This window comes from Microbacterium sp. NPDC055442 (assembly GCF_053644215.1).
The window spans coordinates 309,811-328,489 of record NZ_JBSHLF010000001.1 but is presented as its reverse complement, the minus strand read 5'-3'; the positions used below and the strand labels follow the sequence as shown (position 1 = coordinate 328,489).

At 69.0% G+C, this 18,679-nt stretch carries 23 protein-coding genes; 11 read left to right on the top strand and 12 right to left on the bottom strand.

What is annotated here, in order from left to right; all coding sequences use genetic code 11:
* Positions 1-5: 5 nt before the first annotated feature.
* Complete coding sequence (hutI, locus tag ACWIBS_RS01640; RefSeq protein WP_376129397.1) at positions 6-1,400, top strand: imidazolonepropionase; 1,395 nt, start codon at positions 6-8, stop codon at positions 1,398-1,400.
* Here hutI and ACWIBS_RS01635 read toward each other — a convergent pair.
* From ACWIBS_RS01635 to ACWIBS_RS01600, 8 genes are all read right to left on the bottom strand, one after another.
* Entirely contained in the window at positions 1,392-1,868 is a 477-nt protein-coding gene (locus ACWIBS_RS01635) for a SixA phosphatase family protein (protein ID WP_376129398.1), read from the bottom strand. The two genes, hutI and ACWIBS_RS01635, sit on opposite strands and share 9 nt — an antisense overlap.
* Complete coding sequence (locus tag ACWIBS_RS01630) at positions 1,865-2,752, bottom strand: arginase family protein (protein WP_376129400.1); 888 nt, start codon at positions 2,750-2,752, stop codon at positions 1,865-1,867. Before ACWIBS_RS01630 ends, ACWIBS_RS01635 begins: the two co-directional genes overlap by 4 nt.
* 19 nt (positions 2,753-2,771) lie before the next feature.
* On the bottom strand, positions 2,772-3,113 hold the full coding sequence (locus ACWIBS_RS01625) for a gamma-glutamylcyclotransferase family protein (RefSeq protein ID WP_376129401.1): 342 nt from the start codon (positions 3,111-3,113) through the stop codon (positions 2,772-2,774).
* 19 nt (positions 3,114-3,132) lie between these two features.
* Positions 3,133-4,404 carry a DUF445 domain-containing protein gene (locus ACWIBS_RS01620; RefSeq protein WP_376129403.1) on the bottom strand — a complete coding sequence of 424 codons (1,272 nt, stop codon included), beginning with the start codon at positions 4,402-4,404 and terminating at the stop codon, positions 3,133-3,135.
* A gap of 132 nt (positions 4,405-4,536) precedes the next feature.
* Positions 4,537-5,697, bottom strand: a complete 1,161-nt coding sequence (locus ACWIBS_RS01615) for an acyl-CoA dehydrogenase family protein (RefSeq protein ID WP_376129405.1) — start codon at positions 5,695-5,697, stop codon at positions 4,537-4,539.
* Positions 5,694-6,449 carry an alpha/beta fold hydrolase gene (locus tag ACWIBS_RS01610; protein WP_376129407.1) on the bottom strand — a complete coding sequence of 252 codons (756 nt, stop codon included), beginning with the start codon at positions 6,447-6,449 and terminating at the stop codon, positions 5,694-5,696. The genes ACWIBS_RS01615 and ACWIBS_RS01610 overlap by 4 nt, the downstream gene beginning before the upstream one ends.
* Positions 6,450-6,497: 48 nt before the next feature.
* The gene (locus ACWIBS_RS01605) at positions 6,498-6,641 is read right to left on the bottom strand and encodes a hypothetical protein (protein WP_376129408.1); all 144 of its coding nucleotides are present in this window, start codon (positions 6,639-6,641) and stop codon (positions 6,498-6,500) included.
* A 78-nt stretch (positions 6,642-6,719) separates the two neighbouring features.
* Complete coding sequence (locus ACWIBS_RS01600; protein ID WP_376129409.1) at positions 6,720-7,943, bottom strand: MFS transporter; 1,224 nt, start codon at positions 7,941-7,943, stop codon at positions 6,720-6,722.
* Positions 7,944-8,304: 361 nt separating this feature from the next.
* On the opposite strand from ACWIBS_RS01600, the gene nrdH reads away from it, so the two are divergent.
* The 5 genes from nrdH (at position 8,305) to ACWIBS_RS01575 (ending at position 12,727) form a co-directional block, all read left to right on the top strand.
* Positions 8,305-8,535: a glutaredoxin-like protein NrdH gene (gene nrdH, locus ACWIBS_RS01595; protein ID WP_376129410.1), complete on the top strand. Its 231-nt coding sequence runs from the start codon at positions 8,305-8,307 to the stop codon at positions 8,533-8,535.
* Between the two features lie 29 nt (positions 8,536-8,564).
* Positions 8,565-8,996: a class Ib ribonucleoside-diphosphate reductase assembly flavoprotein NrdI gene (gene nrdI, locus ACWIBS_RS01590; RefSeq protein WP_376129412.1), complete on the top strand. Its 432-nt coding sequence runs from the start codon at positions 8,565-8,567 to the stop codon at positions 8,994-8,996.
* The gene (nrdE, locus tag ACWIBS_RS01585; protein WP_376129415.1) at positions 8,978-11,140 is read left to right on the top strand and encodes a class 1b ribonucleoside-diphosphate reductase subunit alpha; all 2,163 of its coding nucleotides are present in this window, start codon (positions 8,978-8,980) and stop codon (positions 11,138-11,140) included. The genes nrdI and nrdE overlap by 19 nt, the downstream gene beginning before the upstream one ends.
* Before the next feature lie 98 nt (positions 11,141-11,238).
* The gene (gene nrdF, locus ACWIBS_RS01580) at positions 11,239-12,216 is read left to right on the top strand and encodes a class 1b ribonucleoside-diphosphate reductase subunit beta (protein WP_376129417.1); all 978 of its coding nucleotides are present in this window, start codon (positions 11,239-11,241) and stop codon (positions 12,214-12,216) included.
* Between the two features lie 28 nt (positions 12,217-12,244).
* Positions 12,245-12,727: a hypothetical protein gene (locus ACWIBS_RS01575; RefSeq protein WP_376129419.1), complete on the top strand. Its 483-nt coding sequence runs from the start codon at positions 12,245-12,247 to the stop codon at positions 12,725-12,727.
* A gap of 52 nt (positions 12,728-12,779) precedes the next feature.
* On the opposite strand, the gene ACWIBS_RS01570 is transcribed toward ACWIBS_RS01575, so the two are convergent.
* A complete protein-coding gene (locus ACWIBS_RS01570) occupies positions 12,780-13,217 on the bottom strand; it encodes a hypothetical protein (RefSeq protein ID WP_376129421.1) in 438 nt (145 codons plus the stop codon).
* Positions 13,218-13,385: 168 nt separating this feature from the next.
* Here ACWIBS_RS01570 and ACWIBS_RS01565 point away from each other — a divergent pair, with 168 nt between their 5' ends.
* Complete coding sequence (locus tag ACWIBS_RS01565; RefSeq protein ID WP_376129424.1) at positions 13,386-13,760, top strand: DoxX family protein; 375 nt, start codon at positions 13,386-13,388, stop codon at positions 13,758-13,760.
* 9 nt (positions 13,761-13,769) lie between these two features.
* Here ACWIBS_RS01565 and ACWIBS_RS01560 read toward each other — a convergent pair whose 3' ends face one another.
* Positions 13,770-14,897 carry a polysaccharide deacetylase family protein gene (locus ACWIBS_RS01560; RefSeq protein WP_376129427.1) on the bottom strand — a complete coding sequence of 376 codons (1,128 nt, stop codon included), beginning with the start codon at positions 14,895-14,897 and terminating at the stop codon, positions 13,770-13,772.
* A 146-nt stretch (positions 14,898-15,043) separates the two neighbouring features.
* Here ACWIBS_RS01560 and ACWIBS_RS01555 point away from each other — a divergent pair, with 146 nt between their 5' ends.
* The 3 genes from ACWIBS_RS01555 to ACWIBS_RS01545 are packed head-to-tail and all read left to right on the top strand — an operon-like array spanning position 15,044 to position 16,453.
* Positions 15,044-15,178 carry a hypothetical protein gene (locus ACWIBS_RS01555; RefSeq protein WP_376129430.1) on the top strand — a complete coding sequence of 45 codons (135 nt, stop codon included), beginning with the start codon at positions 15,044-15,046 and terminating at the stop codon, positions 15,176-15,178.
* Positions 15,175-16,077, top strand: a complete 903-nt coding sequence (locus ACWIBS_RS01550; protein ID WP_376129432.1) for a hypothetical protein — start codon at positions 15,175-15,177, stop codon at positions 16,075-16,077. The genes ACWIBS_RS01555 and ACWIBS_RS01550 overlap by 4 nt, the downstream gene beginning before the upstream one ends.
* A gap of 10 nt (positions 16,078-16,087) precedes the next feature.
* On the top strand, positions 16,088-16,453 hold the full coding sequence (locus tag ACWIBS_RS01545) for a PLDc N-terminal domain-containing protein (RefSeq protein ID WP_376129434.1): 366 nt from the start codon (positions 16,088-16,090) through the stop codon (positions 16,451-16,453).
* Between the two features lie 42 nt (positions 16,454-16,495).
* Here the strand turns inward: ACWIBS_RS01545 and ACWIBS_RS01540 are convergent, their stop codons facing one another.
* Positions 16,496-17,596 carry a class I SAM-dependent methyltransferase gene (locus ACWIBS_RS01540; RefSeq protein WP_376129449.1) on the bottom strand — a complete coding sequence of 367 codons (1,101 nt, stop codon included), beginning with the start codon at positions 17,594-17,596 and terminating at the stop codon, positions 16,496-16,498.
* A gap of 90 nt (positions 17,597-17,686) precedes the next feature.
* Here ACWIBS_RS01540 and ACWIBS_RS01535 point away from each other — a divergent pair, with 90 nt between their 5' ends.
* Positions 17,687-18,151, top strand: a complete 465-nt coding sequence (locus ACWIBS_RS01535) for a DUF3817 domain-containing protein (RefSeq protein ID WP_376129436.1) — start codon at positions 17,687-17,689, stop codon at positions 18,149-18,151.
* On the opposite strand, the gene ACWIBS_RS01530 is transcribed toward ACWIBS_RS01535, so the two are convergent.
* Entirely contained in the window at positions 18,152-18,526 is a 375-nt protein-coding gene (locus ACWIBS_RS01530; protein WP_376129438.1) for a VOC family protein, read from the bottom strand.
* Positions 18,527-18,679: the final 153 nt, after the last annotated feature.

The window sequence follows — 18,679 nt, the reverse complement described above, 5'->3', positions numbered from 1 at the left end:
ATGCCGTGACCACGACCCTCATCACGAACATCGGCGAGCTCACGACCAACGTCGCCTCCGACGGCGACCAGTACGGCACGATGCACGACGCCGCCGTCCTGATCGAGGACGGCCGCATCGCCTGGGTCGGCTCCGCCGCCGACGCTCCGCGCTTGGACGACGGTGCCCGGGGCGGCGCCGGCTCCGGCTCCGGCCCCGCGGCCGGGCGCGGCCCCGACCCCGCCGCCGGGCGCGGCCCCGACTCCGCGGCCGGGCGCGGCCCCGACTCCGCGGTCGGGCGCCCCGCGTCCGACGCCCCACCCGCGGCATCCATCGACCGCGAGACTGCAACCGGCGGCCGAGACCGTGGGTATTACCCGCAGTCTCGCCCTCCCGCTGCAGTCTCGCGGTCAACGGTGGATGCCGGGGGGCGCGCGGTCATCCCGGGGTTCGTCGACTCCCACACGCACCTCGTCTTCGGCGGAGACCGGGCCGACGAGTTCGAGGCCCGCATGACCGGCGTGCCGTATGCCGCGGGCGGCATACGGCGGACCGTGGCCGCCACCCGCGCCGCGACGGACGACGAGCTGCGTGCCCGTCTCGCCGGCTTCGCCGACGAGCTGCACGCCCAGGGCACGACGACGTTCGAGGTCAAGACGGGCTACGGCCTGTCGGTGCACGACGAGGAGCGACTCGCCCGAATCGCGGCCGAAGTGACCGACGAAGTCACGTTCCTCGGCGCGCACGTCGTGCCCGCCGAGTTCGCCGACGACCGCGACGCCTACGTCGACCTCGTGTGCGGCGAGATGCTCGACGCGTGTGCGCCGCACGCCCGCTGGATCGACGCCTTCTGCGAGCGCGGCGCCTTCACCCCCGAAGAGTCCGAGCGGATCCTGCGGGCGGGCATCGCACGAGGCCTTCAGGCGCGCGTGCACGGGAATCAGCTCGGCCACGGCGACGGTGTGCTCGTCGCGGTGGCTTCAGGCGCAGCATCCGTCGATCACTGCACGTACCTCTCCGATGCCGACGTCGCCGCGCTGGCGGCATCCGAGACCGTCGCGACCCTGCTTCCGGGCGTGGAGTTCTCGACCCGGCAGCCGTACCCCGACGCGCGGCGGCTCATCGACGCCGGCGTCACGGTCGCCCTCGCGAGCGACTGCAACCCGGGGTCGTGCTTCACGAGCTCGATGCCGCTCATGATCGCGCTCGCCGTGCGCGAGATGGGCATGTCGCCGGCCGAGGCCGTCTGGGCGGCGACGGCGGGCGGAGCCCGGGCACTGCGCCGCGACGACATCGGCGTGATCGCCCCCGGCCTGCGGGCCGACCTCGCGCTGCTCGACGCCCCGACGCGCGTGCACCTGGCCTACCGACCGGGCGTTCCGCTCATCGACGCGGTGTGGAAGGACGGCGCCCTACTCTGAGCGCGGCGTGCTCCACGTCCACTCTTCGGGGTCGACGCTCGTCGCGACGTCCCAGTCGCCGACATCCCATCGGAAGGTCGCAACGGCGCACGTCGGCATGTGTCCGATCCCGCCGCCGGACAGCTCGCCCGCGAGCACGCTCATGCCCGGGTCGTGCGCGACGACCACGACCGACCGGGCCCCCGATTCGGCCGCGGCACGCAAAAGCAGCGACGCCGGGGCTCCGTAGAGCCGCTCCTGCTGCTGCACCGGCACGCCCAGCGCGCCGCTGAAGAAGTCCGCCGTCGTGACGGCGCGCAGCGCGGTGCTCGACAGGAGCGCGTCGACCCGCAGCCCCGTCGCCGCGAGGCGCTCGGCCATCCGCGGGGCATCGCGCAGTCCGCGCGCGTTGAGCGGACGATCGTGATCGTCCAGGGCCGGATCGCCCCAATCGGACTTGGCGTGCCGCACGAGCACGAGCCGGGTCACGACGCCGCTCCCGCGAGCCCGGCGAGCATCTCGAGCACGCACAGCGCCGCGAGCCGCACCGTGCGCCCGTCCGCGGCATCGGCCGTCGCGTCGACCTCGACGATGTCGGCTGACCGCACGCGCGGATCGGTCGAGATGCCGCGCACGAGCGCGCGCAGCTCCCACGCGGCGAGCCCGCCCGGCAGCGACGCGGGACACCCCGGCGCCACCGAGCGGTCGCACACGTCGACGTCGATATCGAGATGGATGCCGCCACCCCCGGCCCCCGCGACCTCGAGCGCGTGGGCCGTGACCTCGGCGATCCCGCGGCGGCGCAGGTCGTCGAGCGTCACGACGGTGATCCCGAGGTCGGCGGCGCGGCGGGCGTAGGCGAAGGAGTTCGCGAAGTCGGCGATGCCGAGCTGCACGATGCGGCGCGGGTCGAATCCGGCCTCGATCAGCCGGCGCACGGGGGACCCGTTGGACACACCGTCGCGCAGGTCGAAATGGGCGTCGAGGGTGATGAGGCCCGAGGCGCCGGCGCCGCGGGCGACGGCGTACGTGATGGAGTTGTCGCCGCCGACGGCGATGACCCGTCGAGACTGTGCCGCGAGCGCCCGCACGCGCTCCTCGGTGCGCTGCTCGCCGGCGGGTCCGTCGGGGTCGTCGACGTCTCCTCCGTCGACGACGTGCAGGGCGCCCAGATCGACCGGGGGCGGTCCCATCACGGCCGGGCTGAACCGCTGCAGCGAATCCCGCACGGCGGCGGGGGTCGCGTGGGCGCCGGTCGGGGACAGCGACGTCGCGTGTGCGGGGACGCCGAGGATCGCAGCATCCGTCGTCTCGTCTCCGGCGGGCGGCCAATCGCCCGCGCGAGGCCAGAGGGGATCGTGAGAGAGAGCCATCACTCTCACGCTACTGCAGTCAGTTCGCGACGTAGACCCACGCCGAGCGGCCGCTGGCGAGCACGACCGCGACGCGCCGGTACAGCGACGCCTCGTACTCGTCGCACGCGTCGAGCTCCGATTCGGTCAGCCACATCGTGCGCCCCACGACCTTGTCGAGCGGATCACCGGTCGGCCGCAGCATCGGCTGCCGTCGACGCTGCGATGCATCCTCGACCCGTCGGTCCTGAACCTCGACGTAGTCGAGCCGGTACCCCGGCAGGACATCGGGCTCGTCCTCGAGATGCCTGCCGACGGTGTCGAGCTGCACGTCGGGGCGCTGCAGCGTGCCGTAGGAGAAGAGGAGCTGGTCGGCGTCCACGGCATCAGGCTACGCCGTCTCACCCCAGCAGCGCATGCGCGATCGTGAAGATCGCCAGACCCGCCAGGGCTCCGACGACCGTGCCGTTGAGGCGGATGTACTGCAGATCGCGGCCCACCATGAGCTCGATCTTCTCCGTCGTCTCCGCCGCGTCCCACTTCTCGACCGTGTCGGTGATGATCGAGGCGATGTCGTGGCGGTAGCGGTCGACGAGGAACACCGCGGCATCCGTCGCCCAGCGGTCCACGCGGCCCTGCAGGGCGGCATCCGTCGTGAGCCGCTCGCCGACCTCGGCGAGGGCCGCCGCCGCGCGACGACGCAGCGGGCTGTCGGCATCGGCGAGTGAACGCAGCAGCCCGGCTTTCGCCGTGCCCCACGCCTGCGCCGCGAGATCGCGCACGCGCGGGCTGTCGAACACCGCCGCCTTGGCGTCTTCGAACCGGCCGATCGTCGCGGGGTCGTGCCGGAGGTTGTCGGCGAGGCGCACGAGGTATCCGTCGATCGCGAGACGTGCCGGATGCCGAGGATCGGCGCGGACCGCCGCGACGAACTTCGTCGCCTCACGGTAGGCGGTGTCGTCGATGAGCCGGTGCGCGACCGAGGGGAGCCAGCCCGGCAGACGGCGCGAGAGCAGTCCCGCGAAGGCCTCCTGGTTGTTCTCGAGCCATGTCGCGATGCTGTCGGCGGCGAGGTCGACCGCGGCGTGATGCGCGTCGGCGTCGACGATGCGCGAGAGCCAGTCGCCGAGCGGCGGACCCCACTCGGGGGCGATGAGGTGCTCGCGGGCGAGATCTTCGATGACATGCTGCACGTCGTCGTCGCTCAGCGCGCTGAGCACGCCCGCTGCCATCACCGACGCCTCGGCGGCGATGCGGTCGGCATGGTCCGGCTGCGAGAGCCATTCGCCCAGCCGTGCCGACAGCGCGGTCGCCTCGAGCTTGGTGCGCACGACGTCGCCGCGCAGGAACTCGGTCTCGACGAACTCGCCGAGCGTGCGCCCGATCTCGTCTTTGCGGTTCGGGATGATCGCGGTGTGCGGGATCGGAATCCCGAGCGGGTGGCGGAACAGCGCCGTCACGGCGAACCAGTCGGCGAGGGCGCCGACCATGCCGCCCTCCGCCGCCGCCCGCACGTAGGCGAGCCACGGGGCCTGCTGCTGCAAGACGAAGGCGACGACGAACACGATCGCCATGAAGATCAGCGCGCCGAGCGCGACGCCCTTCATGAAGCGCAGTCCGCGACGCCGCTCCTGATCGGCCGGACTCAGCAGATGAGTCGGGGTGCGCGCCATGGCGTCATCTTCGCACGGGGCGGGGCGGGCGGAGGCCGACGCGGCGGGGCCGAGGGCAGGTCGGGTGGCGAGCCGACGGGGAGGGTGGTCGGTCAGGTCTGTCGACGCGCAACCGCCGCGACCCCGTCGCCGTCAGGACTCGAGCGGCCCGAGCCAGGCCGAGGCGGCCGTCGCGTGGGCGGACTCGGGGTCGGAGGGGTGGAAGAGCCCCGCGACCACGTCGCGGTAGAGCCGGCTGAGCTCGGACCGCGTGAAGTACGACGACCCGCCCGCCGCGAGCACGGCGTCGTCGACGACGGACTTCGCCATCGTCACGGCCCGGTGCTTGACGCCGCTCAGCAGCGTGAACCAGCGCGGACCGTGGTCGACGAGCCCGTCGACGTCGCGGCAGAGCGCCTCGATCTGCGGCGGCAGCGCGTCGTAGGCGAGGGCCATGTCGGCGATGCGCCAGCGGATGTCCGGGTCCTGGCTGTACGTCGTGCCCGTCTTCTTCGACGTGCGCTGCCGCACGGTCTCGACGGCGACGTCGAGCGCTCGCCGTGCGATGCCGGTGTAGACCGAGGCGAGCAGCAGTTCGAAGACGCTGAAGATGCCGAACACGATCGGATCGGGATTCGGCCCCGGCGCCACCCGTCGCACGACCCGGTCGGCGGGCGCGACGGCGCCGTGCAACTCGGTCGTGCGCGACTGCGTGCCGCGCATGCCGAGCGTGTCCCAGTCGTCGCGCGTCACGACGGCCTCTGACCGCGGAACGAAGGCGTACGCCAGCTGCGGGGCATCGGGCGAGCTCGTGTCGAGGCCGTGCAGCCCCAGCTGCGTCCAGACGGGTGCGAGCGAGGTGAAGATCTTCGTCCCGGTGAACGCGTACCCGCCGTCGGCCCGGGGCGCAGCATCGGTATCGCTGCCGAACAGTACGAGGTCGTTGCCGGCCTCACTGATCCCGAACGCGAACACCTCGCCGGCGGCGGCGCCCTCCTGCACGAACCGCATGCTGTCGATGCCACGATCGGCGAGCACCTTGGCGACCCCCGTCCAGACGAGGTGCATGTTGATCGCGAGCGCCGTGGCCGGTGCGGCCGTCGCGAGGCGCTGCTGCAGAACGGATGCCTCGGCCAGGCCGAGGCCCGCACCTCCGAGTTCGCGCGGCACGAGGATCGCGAGGTAGCCGATCGCCGTCAGCTCGGCGAGGTCCTCGTCGGGGAACGTGTTCTCACGGTCGTGGATCACCGCTCGAGCACGGAACCGCTCGAGCAGCTCGTCGGGCAGCATGCCGGCGGGGTCGAAGGTCGTCATGACAGTGCCTCTCTCAGATGCCGGATGGTGTCCTCGGGCTTGTCGCGGTGCGGCGAGTGCCCGGCGCCCGTCACGACGGACATCGTCACCCGCGGATTCGCGAGCACCTCGGCGGCGAGCTCACCCGCGAAGATCGAGTAGACCTTCGGATCCGACGCGATGATGTGGGTCGGAACCGACAGACGGGATGCCGCCTCCCTTTCGTCCCACGCCGGGTTCTGGACGCTCGTCTGCTCGACCGCCCACCGGCTGGCCTGCTGTGCCGACAGTGCCTTGAGCTCGACGTCGTTCTCGTGCCACGTCGGGTGCTCGGCGCGGACGGCGGCTGCGGTGGGGTCGGCGAACGAGCGCTCCTGGCTGTTGCGGACGATGTCGCGGTCGCGCGGGCTCAGGTGGACGGCCGGGTCGATCAGCACGAGCCGGCGCGTCCACGCGGGATCAGCCGCTGCCGCCGACGTCGAGGCCGCCGCGCCGAGCGAGTGGCCGATCACGAGGTCCCACGCGCCGGCGTCGTCGGGCCGTGTCAGCGCGAGATCGGCGGCGTAGGCCGCGATCGTGTAGTCCAGGGCGCGCGGCGCCGTGCCGTGGCCGCGCAGGTCGATCGCGATCGCGTGCCAGCCGTCGTCGGCGAGAGCCACGCCGTAGCGCCACATGAGCGCGCCGTTCGACCCGAGACCGTGCACGAGCAGAGCGCGACGCTCCGCAGCGGGATCACCCCACGACAGGCGGGGGAGAGTCAGGGGAGTCGGCATGTTTCCAGGGTATGCCGCCTCGCGTCATCGTCGAGGGCGTGCCTCCCGTCACAGGCCGAGGACGTCGCCGCCGAAGACGACGACGGCGGATGCGAGCACGGCGACGGCGGCCGTCGCGAGCACGATGAGCACGAGGATGTTGCCCAGCAGTGTGAGCACGAAGGCTCCGAGGGGAAAGACGTTGTTCGTCACACTCCGACGCTACGAACGGGGCCGGGGTCGCGGCATCCGTCTGCGGCACGATCCGCGTACCTCTCGAGGATGATCGCGTCAGGGTCGGGCGATCGGCCCCGTGATCGTCGAGATCGGCTCGGTGTCGGGGATCGGGCTCACGTCGCGATGGCGCAGGTCGGGGAACCAGCGCACGAAGACGACGGCGACGAGAAGCCCGACCGCCGCGAACCCGGTCCCGGCGATGTAGGCGCCGCTCGGGCCGATGTCGTCGATCAGGAAGCCCGCGATCGCCGACCCCGTCGCGGCGCCGATGAGCTGTCCCGTGCCGACCCAGCCGTAGGCTTCGGCGGTCTCGCTGAACTTCACGCTCGCCGAGGTCATCGCGAAGATGACGGCGAGGGCGGGGGCGATCCCGATGCCGGCGAGGACGAGGGTGCCGCCGAGCCACCACACGTCGAGCGAGAGCATCGTGAGCGACAGGCCCACCGTGACGATGGCGAGGCGCCGCGCCATCGACCAGCGTCCCATCGGCAGGTGGCCGAGGGCGAGGCCGCCGCCGAGGCTGCCGAACGCGAAGACGGCGAGCACGAGACCCGCCTCGAGGCCGCCGTGGTCGAATGTCGCGACGACGCCGGCTTCGACGGCGGCGCACGCGCCGATCAGCAGGAAGCCCACGACCGTCGCGAGCAGGACGGGCGGCTTGGCCAGCACGCGCCCGATTCCGCGGCGGCTCGGCGGGATCCGCACGCGCCCGAGCTCGGGGGAGAAGAGGAACCACGTGCCGCCGCCGACCAGGACGACCACGACGACCAGGAGCGCCGGGACGGTTCCCACCTGCGTCGCGACGAACGTGATGACGACGGGCGCGAGGATCCAGATGACCTCTTGCAGCGACGCGTCCAGCGAGTACAGCGGCGTCAGCTGCTTGGCCGTGACCATCTTCGGGTAGATCGTGCGGACGGCGGACTGGACGGGCGGCGTCGACAGGCCGGCGATGAGTCCGAGCACCATGTACAGCGGCACGGGCAGGACGAACAGGGCGATCGAGAGGATCGCGAGCACGCAGACGGCGAGGGCGATCGAGATGACGCGCCGCATGCCCCACCGGCCCATCCAGCGACTCGTCACGGGGCCCGCGACGGCCTGGCCGATCGAGGTGGCCGCGAGCACGAGGCCGGCGGCGCCGTACGAGCCGGTGACGTGCTCGATGTGCAGCAGGACCGCCAGGCTCGTCATCCCGTTGGGGAAGCGAGCCGTCAATTGTGCTGCCATGATGCGCCCGACCCCGGGCGTGCGCAGAAGCTCCCGGTACCCCGCCACGGATCAAAGGTAGTGCCTTCGGATGCTGCCGAGCGACACGCCGACGACACGCCAGGGCGTCCATCCACAGGCCGATCCGATGTCGGAACCCCCTCGTAGCGTCCCACCTGTGGATCGTTCGAGTGTCCGGCATCCGAAACAGGCGTGATCCTGGTCTTTTCGGACGCCGAAGACAGGGCGCGTCCTGTGGATGAATCGGTGGACAACTTGTGTTGTACCTGTAGAGAACGGTGGAAAACTACACGGATGTAACTACTAGACCTTGTGGTGCTATCGAATGTCGGTACCCATATGTAGTATTGGACTCCCGGTGGGGGGAAACCGCCGGAAAGCATCGAATGTAAGGGGGAGACGGATCCATATGGCGATCACGGTCTACACGAAGCCGGCGTGCGTGCAATGCACCGCGACGTATCGGGCACTCGACTCGAAGGGCCTCGAATACGAGGTTCTCGACCTGTCCGAGGATCCCTCGGCCCTCGAGCAGGTGAAGGCGCTCGGCTACCTGCAGGCGCCTGTCGTCATCACCGACGAGGACCACTGGTCGGGCTTCCGTCCCGACAAGATCGACGAGCTCGCGTCTCGTCTCTGACCAGGAACACATCACTGAGGGGGAAGGCCATGCAGGTCGCCGTTGAGGCACCGCTGCTGGTGTACTTCTCGAGCGTTTCCGGCAACACCGCCCGCTTCATCGAGAAGCTGGGCATGCGTGCCGAGCGCATCCCGCTGTATTCCTCTCACGAACCCCTTCTCGTGAACGAGCCGTTCGTCCTGGTCACCCCCACCTACGGGGGCGGCCAGGGCCGCGGCGAAGAGAAGGGGGCCGTTCCCAAGCAGGTGATCCGGTTCCTCAACGACGAGCGAAACCGTCGTCACATCCGCGGAGTCATCTCCGCGGGGAACACCAACTTCGGCGATGCGTTCTGCCTCGCCGGCGACATCATCAGCCGCAAGTGCCGTGTGCCCCACTTGTATCGGCTAGAAGTATTCGGCACGCCGGACGACATCGATCGCGTGAGCGACGGATTGGAACAATGGTGGAATCTGCAGTGACCGAGGCGCGGACCGACTTCAAGCACAACCCCGCGTTCGAAGGGCTGGACTACCACGCCCTCAACGCGATGCTGAATCTGTACGACGCCGACGGCAAGATCCAGTTCGACGCGGACAAGCGCGCGGCGCAGGAGTACTTCCTGCAGCACGTGAACCAGAACACGGTGTTCTTCCACTCGCTCAAGGAGCGGCTGGACTACCTCGTCGAGAAGGAGTACTACGAGCCGGCCGTGCTCGAGAAGTACTCGTTCGACTTCATCTCGAAGCTCAACGACTTCGCGTACTCGAAGAAGTTCCGGTTCGAGACGTTCCTCGGCGCCTTCAAGTACTACACGAGCTACACGCTCAAGACCTTCGACGGCAAGCGCTACCTCGAGCGCTTCGAGGACCGCGTCGTCATGACCGCCCTCGGCCTCGCCGACGGTGATGAGAAGCTCGCCATGGACCTGGTCGAAGAGATCATCTCGGGGCGCTTCCAGCCGGCGACGCCGACGTTCCTCAACTCGGGCAAGGCGCAGCGCGGCGAGCTCGTCTCGTGCTTCCTGCTGCGCATCGAAGACAACATGGAGTCGATCTCGCGCGGCATCAACTCGTCGCTGCAGCTGTCCAAGCGCGGCGGCGGTGTCGCCCTGCTGCTGTCGAACATCCGTGAGGCCGGCGCGCCGATCAAGCAGATCGAGAACCAGTCGTCGGGCATCATCCCCGTCATGAAGCTGCTCGAAGACAGCTTCAGCTACGCCAATCAGCTCGGTGCGCGTCAGGGTGCGGGGGCGGTCTACCTCAACGCCCACCACCCCGACATCATGCGCTTCCTCGACACCAAGCGTGAGAACGCCGACGAGAAGATCCGCATCAAGACGCTGTCGCTGGGCGTCGTCGTGCCCGACATCACGTTCGAGCTCGCCAAGAACGGCGAGGACATGTACCTGTTCTCGCCCTACGACGTCGAGAAGGTCTACGGCGTGCCGTTCGGCGACATCTCCGTCACCGAGAAGTACCGCGAGATGGTCGACGACGCGCGCATCAAGAAGACCAAGATCAACGCGCGCGAGTTCTTCCAGACGATCGCCGAGATCCAGTTCGAGTCGGGCTACCCGTACATCATGTTCGAGGACACGGTGAACAGGGCCAACCCGATCAAGGGCCGGATCAACATGTCCAACCTCTGCAGCGAGATCCTGCAGGTCAACACGCCGACGACGTACAACGAGGACCTGTCGTACGACCAGATCGGCAAGGACATCTCCTGCAACCTGGGGTCGATGAACATCGCCCTCGCGATGGATGGCGGCAACCTCGGCCAGACCGTCGAGACGGCGATCCGGGGGCTCACCGCGGTGAGCGACCAGAGCCACATCGCCTCGGTGCGCTCGATCGAAGACGGCAACGACCGTTCTCACGCGATCGGCCTCGGCCAGATGAACCTGCACGGCTATCTCGCCCGCGAGCACGTGCACTACGGCTCGGAAGAGGGCCTGGACTTCACGAACATCTACTTCTACACGGTGGTGTACCACGCGCTGCGTGCGTCCAACCTCATCGCGAAGGAGCGGGGCGAGGTCTTCGACGGGTTCTGGGATTCCACCTACGCGTCGGGGGAGTTCTTCGACAAGTACATCGACCAGCAGTGGATTCCGCAGACTGAGCGCGTCGCTGAGCTCTTCGCCGATGTCCACATCCCGACCCAAGAGGACTGGACGGCGCTGAAGGCCAGCATCCAGGAGTACGGCATCTACAACCAGAACCTGCAGGCCGTCCCGCCGACCGGTTCGATCTCGTACATCAACAACTCGACGTCGTCGATCCACCCGATCGCATCGAAGGTCGAGATCCGCAAGGAAGGCAAGCTCGGTCGCGTCTACTACCCGGCGCCGTTCATGACGAACGAGAACCTGGAGTACTACGAGGACGCGTACGAGATCGGCTACGAGAAGGTCATCGACACGTATGCCGCGGCGACGCAGCACGTCGACCAGGGCCTGTCGCTCACCCTGTTCTTCAAGGACACCGTCACCACGCGCGACATCAACAAGGCGCAGATCTACGCGTGGCGCAAGGGCATCAAGACGATCTACTACATCCGCCTGCGGCAGCTGGCGCTCGAAGGCACCGACATGAACGAGTGCGTTTCCTGCACGTTGTGAGTGATCCCTCCCGGTGATCGAGTAGCCGCCGAAGGCGGCGTACCGAGATCCCCGAACTGACGAAGATCTGCGAACCGACGAAGAACTGAAGGACTCTGATGGCCCCCGAGAAGCTGCAGCTCCTGGACCACGTCCAGGCGATCAACTGGAACCGCATCCAGGACGACAAGGACCTCGAGGTGTGGAACCGCCTCGTGAACAACTTCTGGCTTCCCGAGAAGGTGCCGCTGTCCAACGACATCCAGTCGTGGAACACGCTCACCCCCGACGAGCAGACGATGACGATGCGCGTGTTCACGGGGCTCACGCTCCTCGACACGATTCAGGGCACGGTCGGTGCGGTGTCGCTCATCCCCGACGCACTCACCCCGCACGAAGAGGCCGTGTACACGAACATCGCCTTCATGGAGTCGGTGCACGCCAAGAGCTACTCGTCGATCTTCTCGACGCTGTGCTCGACGAAGGAGATCGACGAGGCCTTCCGCTGGTCGACCGAGAACGTCAATCTGCAGAAGAAGGCGCAGATCATCGTCGACTACTACCGTGGCGATGACCCGCTCAAGCGCAAGGTCGCCTCGACGCTGCTCGAGTCGTTCCTGTTCTACTCGGGCTTCTACCTGCCGATCTACTGGTCCTCGAAGGCGAAGCTCACGAACACGGCCGACCTCATTCGCCTCATCATCCGCGACGAGGCCGTGCACGGCTACTACATCGGCTACAAGTACCAGCGCGGGCTCGAAACGGTCGACCAGGCTCGGCGCGACGAGCTCAAGGACTACACGTTCTCGCTGCTCTACGAGCTCTATGACAACGAGGTGCAGTACACGCAGGACCTCTACGACAACGTCGGCCTGACCGAGGACGTCAAGAAATTCCTGCACTACAACGCCAACAAGGCGCTCATGAACCTCGGCTACGAGGCGATGTTCCCGTCGTCGGTGACGAACGTGAACCCCGCGATCCTGTCCGCGCTCTCGCCGAACTCCGACGAGAACCACGACTTCTTCTCGGGTTCGGGCTCGTCGTACGTCATCGGCAAGGCCGAGGCCACCGAAGACGACGACTGGGACTTCTAGAACTCAGGGCGCCGCTACCGTGGCACGTATGAAGCGTTCTGTGCTCGTCCCCGCCGTCGCCCTGGTCTTCGTGCTCACCGGCTGTGCAGGGTCGGACCCGTCGCCTACGGCCACGCCGAGCAGAACCGCGACGGTGGCCGGAACGCCGACACCGGCGGCCGAGACACCGGCGGCCGAGACGCCGACAGCGGATGCGCCGACCGAGGCAGCGCCGACGGACGACGCGCCGTCGGATGACGCACCGGCCGAAGGCGACACGCTGACCTCACTGAACATCGTCGCTCCCGAGGCCACGGGTGTGCGGGAGACCGGGCCGGGGCGCTGGGAGATCTCCACCAGCATCCCCACCCCGCGCGGCGAGCCCGGCAGCCCGGAAGCGCAGGCGGCGCTGGCGCTCTGTGAGGAAGCGATTCGCCTCGGGGCAGCCTACGTCTCGGTTCTCGATGCCACCGGGACCGCCCTCGTGCTCTACGGCGACCCTTCATCCGGCGACGCCTGCACCGAGGTGTGACGGCGTCCCGCGACGCGACAGAACGGATTCGTAGCGTCGCCCGTGCTGACACTCACTGCGGGCGAGCGTCCCCGGTGTTCGGGGTCCACCCGAACCACTGACCGCCGGAGCGGATGACGCTCCACTCGCCGCACACGAACACCGTATCGGCCTTGTACGCGTCGGGGGCGTTCTCGAGCGTGAGCGTCGGGCTGGAGTTGCGTTCGGTCTCCTCGCACGGGTCAGCGAGGTCGGATGCCGACGTGAGGAGCAGGACCGCCGCTCCGCTGTCGGTCTCGACCGGCGTGCGGACGGTGATCTCGGTCGCGTCCTCCGGAACCCAATCCGCGGACACGGCCGCCCCCTCCGCCATCTCCGCGACGTTGTCGTGGTGGGTGGTGACCTTCCGCTCGAGCAGGTCGTTCGCGGTGGAGCACCCACTGAGGATGCCGGCGGTGCAGGCGGCGAGCAGGAGGGCGGCAACGGCGGTGGCGGGGCGGTTCTTCGTCATGGTTCCAGCATCTCGGCACGTTTCCCGCGGCACATCGCCCGCGCGGACGACATCGCATACCTCCCGGGGATGACGCAACACGTCTGCGCGGTCGGCGGCCTGGGATACCGTGAGCGAAGCGTCGGAGAATCCCTCCGATCGACCGAGCTTCGAGACGAGAGTGAGCCGATGAAGGCGATCGCACGCTGGCTGCTGGCCGGATCCATGGTCTTCGCGGGGATCAGCCACCTGTTCTGGGCCCGTAAGGAGTTCCAGGCGCAAGTGCCCGACTTCACGGCCCGAGTCATGGACAAAGACGGTGTGGTCGTGGCATCCGGTGTCGTCGAGGTCATGCTCGGCGCGTCGCTCGTGGCGTTGCCGCGCTCGCGCCGCACGATCGGAGCGATCCTCGCCGCGTTCTTCATCGCCGTCTTCCCCGGCAATATCGAGCAATGGCGCCTGAAGCGCGACGGCTTCGGGCTCGACACCGACCGCAAGCGCCTCGTCCGGCTGTTCTTCCAGCCGGTGCTCGTCGCCTGGGCGTTCTGGTCGACGCGCGACTGAGCGTCAGCGTCAGCCGATGAGGTCGGTGAGCGCGTCGAGACCCATTCCGTAGTTGATGCGTACCGTCGGCAGGGCGAGCTTGTCGGTTCCGATCGACACATAGCCCGGTTCGATCGTGCGGGCCAACTCCCAGCCGGCTTGCCTCAGCGCTTCCTTCGAGGTGTCGTTGTAGTGCCCGAAGGGGTAGGCCATGACTTCCTTCACGCCGAGAGCAGCGCCCGACGTCTCCATGTCGGCGACGATCTCGGGCACCGACCAGTTGACGATCCGGCCGTCGCCGTTCGCGCCCGCCTGGTGCATGTCATGCGTGTGCGACCGGCGGAGCACGTAGGGCGACGGCGCCGGATCCTGCCGGTACGCCGTGACCATGAACGACGTGGAGAGCACCTCGTGTGCATCGACGACGGGCACCGCGAGATCGAACCAGGTCTGATCGGCGTCATCGTCGGTCACGATGACCGAGCGATTCGGCAGGAACAGTCGCCCGTCGATGAATGCGGACAGTTCGTCCCAGGTCGGCAGATAGAAGCCGGTGGAGGCGATGTGGCTCATGTGCGCGTCGAAGTCGCCGATGTACGCGTAATTTCCGCGCAGCCAGCCCGCTTCGCCCTCCGGCTTCGCGGTGAACTGGTGATACATGAGGATCGGGATGCGCGCGCCCTCTGCGGCGTTGAGCTCGGGGGACATCCACGAGCCGTGCAGCGTGACCTGCTGGTCGCTGCATTCGACGGCCTCCGACCCGTTGATCCGCCCGGGGACCGCGTAGGCCGCGGCATCCGCCGACGTCGCGTACCAGCCGGCGAAGACAGCACCGTCCTGCGCCGGAATGGGCAGTCCGGTGTAGAGCGCCCCCTGCGTCTGCAGCATCGGCGGATCGGCGATCCCGTCGCCCGCGAAGGTGACGACGCACGCGTTCGGGTCGTCGGTCGACGCGAGCAGTTGTTGCTGCACCGTGAGGGGCGTGGGAGTCGGTGTCGGGCGGGGTGAGGATGCCGCGGGGGAGGGAGTCGACCGGCCACCGGCATCCGTGGTGATGGCCATCGTCGCCGCGACCCCGGCCGCGCCGATGAGCACGGTCGCCGTCGCGATGACCGCGACCGTCGTCGCCCAGCGGCGGCCGGGGGCTGTGCTGTTCAACGGGGTCCCTTCGCCGGCGATGCGCCACGGCGCCATCCTGGCGAGATCTTTCCCGCAGACGACCGTGCATCAGTCAGTTGTAGCGAAATTCGGGCTGCTTCGTGGGACGTGTGGCACTGGCCGCGATCACCCGAGCGACAGATCGCTTGACCCGGCAGGCATGGCAGGGCACGCTGGGCGACGAGATGGAAGCCAGCGCCGGAGCCGACACACCGCTCCTCGCGCACGCTCGACTCGTGGCGCTCACGCTCGCCCCGCCGACGAAGGCGACGCGAGCATGACGATGTCCGCCGCGAGCACCTCGCTGCAGCGCACGTATCGCTACGTCCGGCTGTCGCTCGTCGGCATCGTGGTGATGCTCGCCGCGGCGATCGCGGTGCAGTGGATCAACAGTGGCCCGCTCGGTTCGGTGAGCGCGGCGTACTACACCGCAGCCGGCCCGATCTTCGTCGGTGGTGTCTTCGCCGTCGCCCTCGCGCTGCTGGTGCTGTCCGGCCGCAGCTTCGGGCAGGTGTCGCTGGACCTCGCCGCGATCGTCGCCCCGCTGATCGCGGTCGTGCCGGCACCGGTCTTCGCGGGTGACGTGCCCGGCCTCACGCTCACGTGCCCGCGCGGTGTCGAGCCGTGCGTGCCCGAGGCCTTCGTGCCGGCGGTCGCCACCGGCATGACGGCGCTGCTGGTGACCGCGGCTGTGGGCTGGGGGAGCGTGTTCGTGCTGGCCATCGTGCAGGGAGCGGTGTCGAGACGACTGCTCACGCTCGTCGTCTCAGGGGTGCTCATCGCCGCCACGACGGTGTGGTGGTTCGCGGCATCCGACAGCTTTCTGCGGGTCGGCCACGTCATCGCCGCAGCCTCGTTCTTCGCCTTCATCGCGCTCGCCGCCCTCGCGTCAGGGATCGACGCCGGTCGTGCGCGCGCGTTCGGATATCGAGCCGTCTATCTGACGATCGCGATCGCGATCGTCGCCATCCTGCTGGCCTTGCTCGCGGTGGTCATCGCCGGCTCTCTCGGCGCCGCGGTGCCCGAGCCGTGGGGGATCTCCCCGGTCTTCCTCGGAGAAGCCGCCGCCCTCGTGCTCTTCGCGGCCTTCTGGGTCGCCCAGACGATCGAGACGTGGAACGATCCCGACCCGACGTTCCGCTCGGGAGCCGCCGGCAACCGGCTCTCCGCGCCCCGCTAGGCTGACCCCGATGCCTCTTCTCTCGCTCCTCGTCATCGGCGTGATGGTGTTCTCGCTCGTCGACATCATCCGTCGCGACGATTTCCAGGTGAAGCACCTGCCCAAGACGATGTGGATCATCATCGTGATCCTGCTGCCGATCATCGGCAGCGTGCTGTGGTTCACGCTCGGACGGGTGTACCCGGAAGACGGTCCGCGGATGCCGCGCCCCGCCGCGCGACCGCGGACTCAGCCGGCCCCGGCCCCGGCCCCGATCCGTCACGACGTGCGCACGACCGAGCAGCAGCTCGCCGAGCTCGAGCGGGAGATCGAAGAGGACCGGCTGCGCGCCGAACTCGCCCGGCGTCGGCGCGAGCAGTCCGGCGAGAGCGCCTGATCCTCGACGTGCTCTCGGTGCGGCGACCTCCGCCGCGGCGTGTCACCGCCGCGTGGACGCGGTGACGGTGAACTTCGCGTTGCGCGCGATCTGACGGGTCGGACCGACGATCTTCTCGAGCGCCGCGCGGTAGCGCAGGCCCGAATTGAACACCGTCCACAGCTCTCCGCCGGGGCGGAGCACCCGCGCGGCATCCCGGAAGAAGCGCTCCGCGAGGTCTTCGGTCACGGCGCTGCCGCTGTGGAACGGCGGATTGAGCGCGATGAAGCCGGCGCTGTGGGCGGCGAGCGCGCCGAGCAGGTCGTCGCGCTCGACCCGCACGCGGTCGGCGACGCCGTTCGCCGCGGCCGTCGCGCGGGCCGAGGCGACCGCCGCCGCCGACTCGTCCGAGGCGTACACGGTCAGGTCGGGGTGACGCAGCGCGAGCGAGGTCGCGACGATGCCCGTGCCGCAGGCGAGGTCGATCGCCGGAGCGGCCACGCGATCGGGCAGGTGATCCCGCAGCAGCCTCGTGCCGATGTCGATCGACGGTCCGGCGAACGCGCCGCCGAACGCGCAGACGACGAGGCCATCGTGCTCCCGTGTGCGAGGCGTGGGGTCGTGCCCGTCACGCGGGCCGCGAGCGATCAGGACCCGTGACTTCTGGCGTGCGTGCGTGATGTCGAGTCGGTCGAAATTCGCGCGCAGCACCTCGTTCATCGCGAGCGTCATGTGCTTGATGCGCCCGCCGGCGAAGACGACGACATCGGATGCCGCGTGGGCGGCGATGAGCGCGGCGATATCGCGCAGCGCGTCGAGCGAACGGGGGAGCCGGACGAGCACGACGCGGGCACCGGCCACGAGCGACGCATCGAGACCGTGCGAGACGAACGTGTCGGAGAGCCCGGCGCGCTCGGCGTTGGCGGCGAGCGCCCGCTCGCCCGTCAGAGCGTCCTGGTGGACGCGGATGCCCCGGACCCCCTGCGCGGCGGCGCCGAGCGCGAGGGCGCCGTACGCGTCGCCGATCACGGCGAGCTCACCGGGGGCGAGGTCGGCGAGCGCAATCGCGGACTCGTCCAGCAGCAGTCGGTCGGCGGCGTCCACGGCGACGAGCCCGGGTGCGTCGAGGTCGGGCCAGCGTCGCAGGTCGTCGAGCGAGAACATCACCGCTCCACGCTAGTCCGCGGCATCCGGTGTCGTCGGCAGGTCACGCGCGAACGTAGGCTTGAACGCACCCCCCACCCGAGGAGACCCGTGTTCCGCACGCCCCAGACCCTGTTCCGCACGCTGGCGATCGCCGAGGCGATCTCGTGGACGCTCCTCATCACGGGTCTGATCCTGCGGGCGACGCTCGACCTGTCCATCGCGACGACGATCGGCGGCGGCATCCACGGGTTCGTGTTCTTGTCGTACGGGGCGACGGCGATCCTCGTCGCTAAGAACCAGCGCTGGCGTCCGGGCCCGACGATCAGTGCCATCGTGAGCGCGATCGTGCCGTACGCGACGATCCCGATGGAGATCTGGCTGCACCGCTCGGGCCGGCTCCGCGGAGCGTGGCGGCTGGAGCAGACGACCGACCCGCGGGATGCCGCGTGGCACGACCGGCTCATGCGCTGGTTCCTGCGCCGGCCGTGGGTGCTGGCGATCCTGCTGGCGCTCGCGGTGATCCTCGTGTTCGTCGTGCTGTTGATCATCGGCCCGCCGGGTGGGCGGCACTGATCAGGCCCCGTAGTCCGGGAGTTCCTGCAGCGTCCACGTGTTGCCATCGGGATCGTCGAAGGTGACGAAGCGTCCCCACGACTGCTCGTCGACGCCCTTCGCGTCGACGCCGACACCGTGCAGATGCGCGAGCGCCTCGTCGGCGTCGGGAACGACGACCTGGATCGTGTCCTGCCGGCCGGGTTCGAGCGAACCGCCGAGACCCGTGCCGAGCGCGATCGAGCACGCCGAGCCGGGCGGTGTCATCTGCACGAACCGCAGCCCCTCGACCGGGGTCTCGTCGTGGTCGGCGATGAAGCCGATCGTGACGTAGAAGTCCTTCGCGCGGTCGACATCGGTCACCGGCACGAAAATGAGTTCGATCTTCCAGTCCATGAGGGATTCCTCTCGTTCTTCCGGATGGCACGTTCACGGTAGACGTCGTCGAGGACATCGATCGTCCGCAATGACGTGCCGCGCGAAACCGCGTGTGCTGTTCGCCCTGGGCGATCGCGTCAGGGAATAGGCGTCGCGGACGCTCGTTGAACT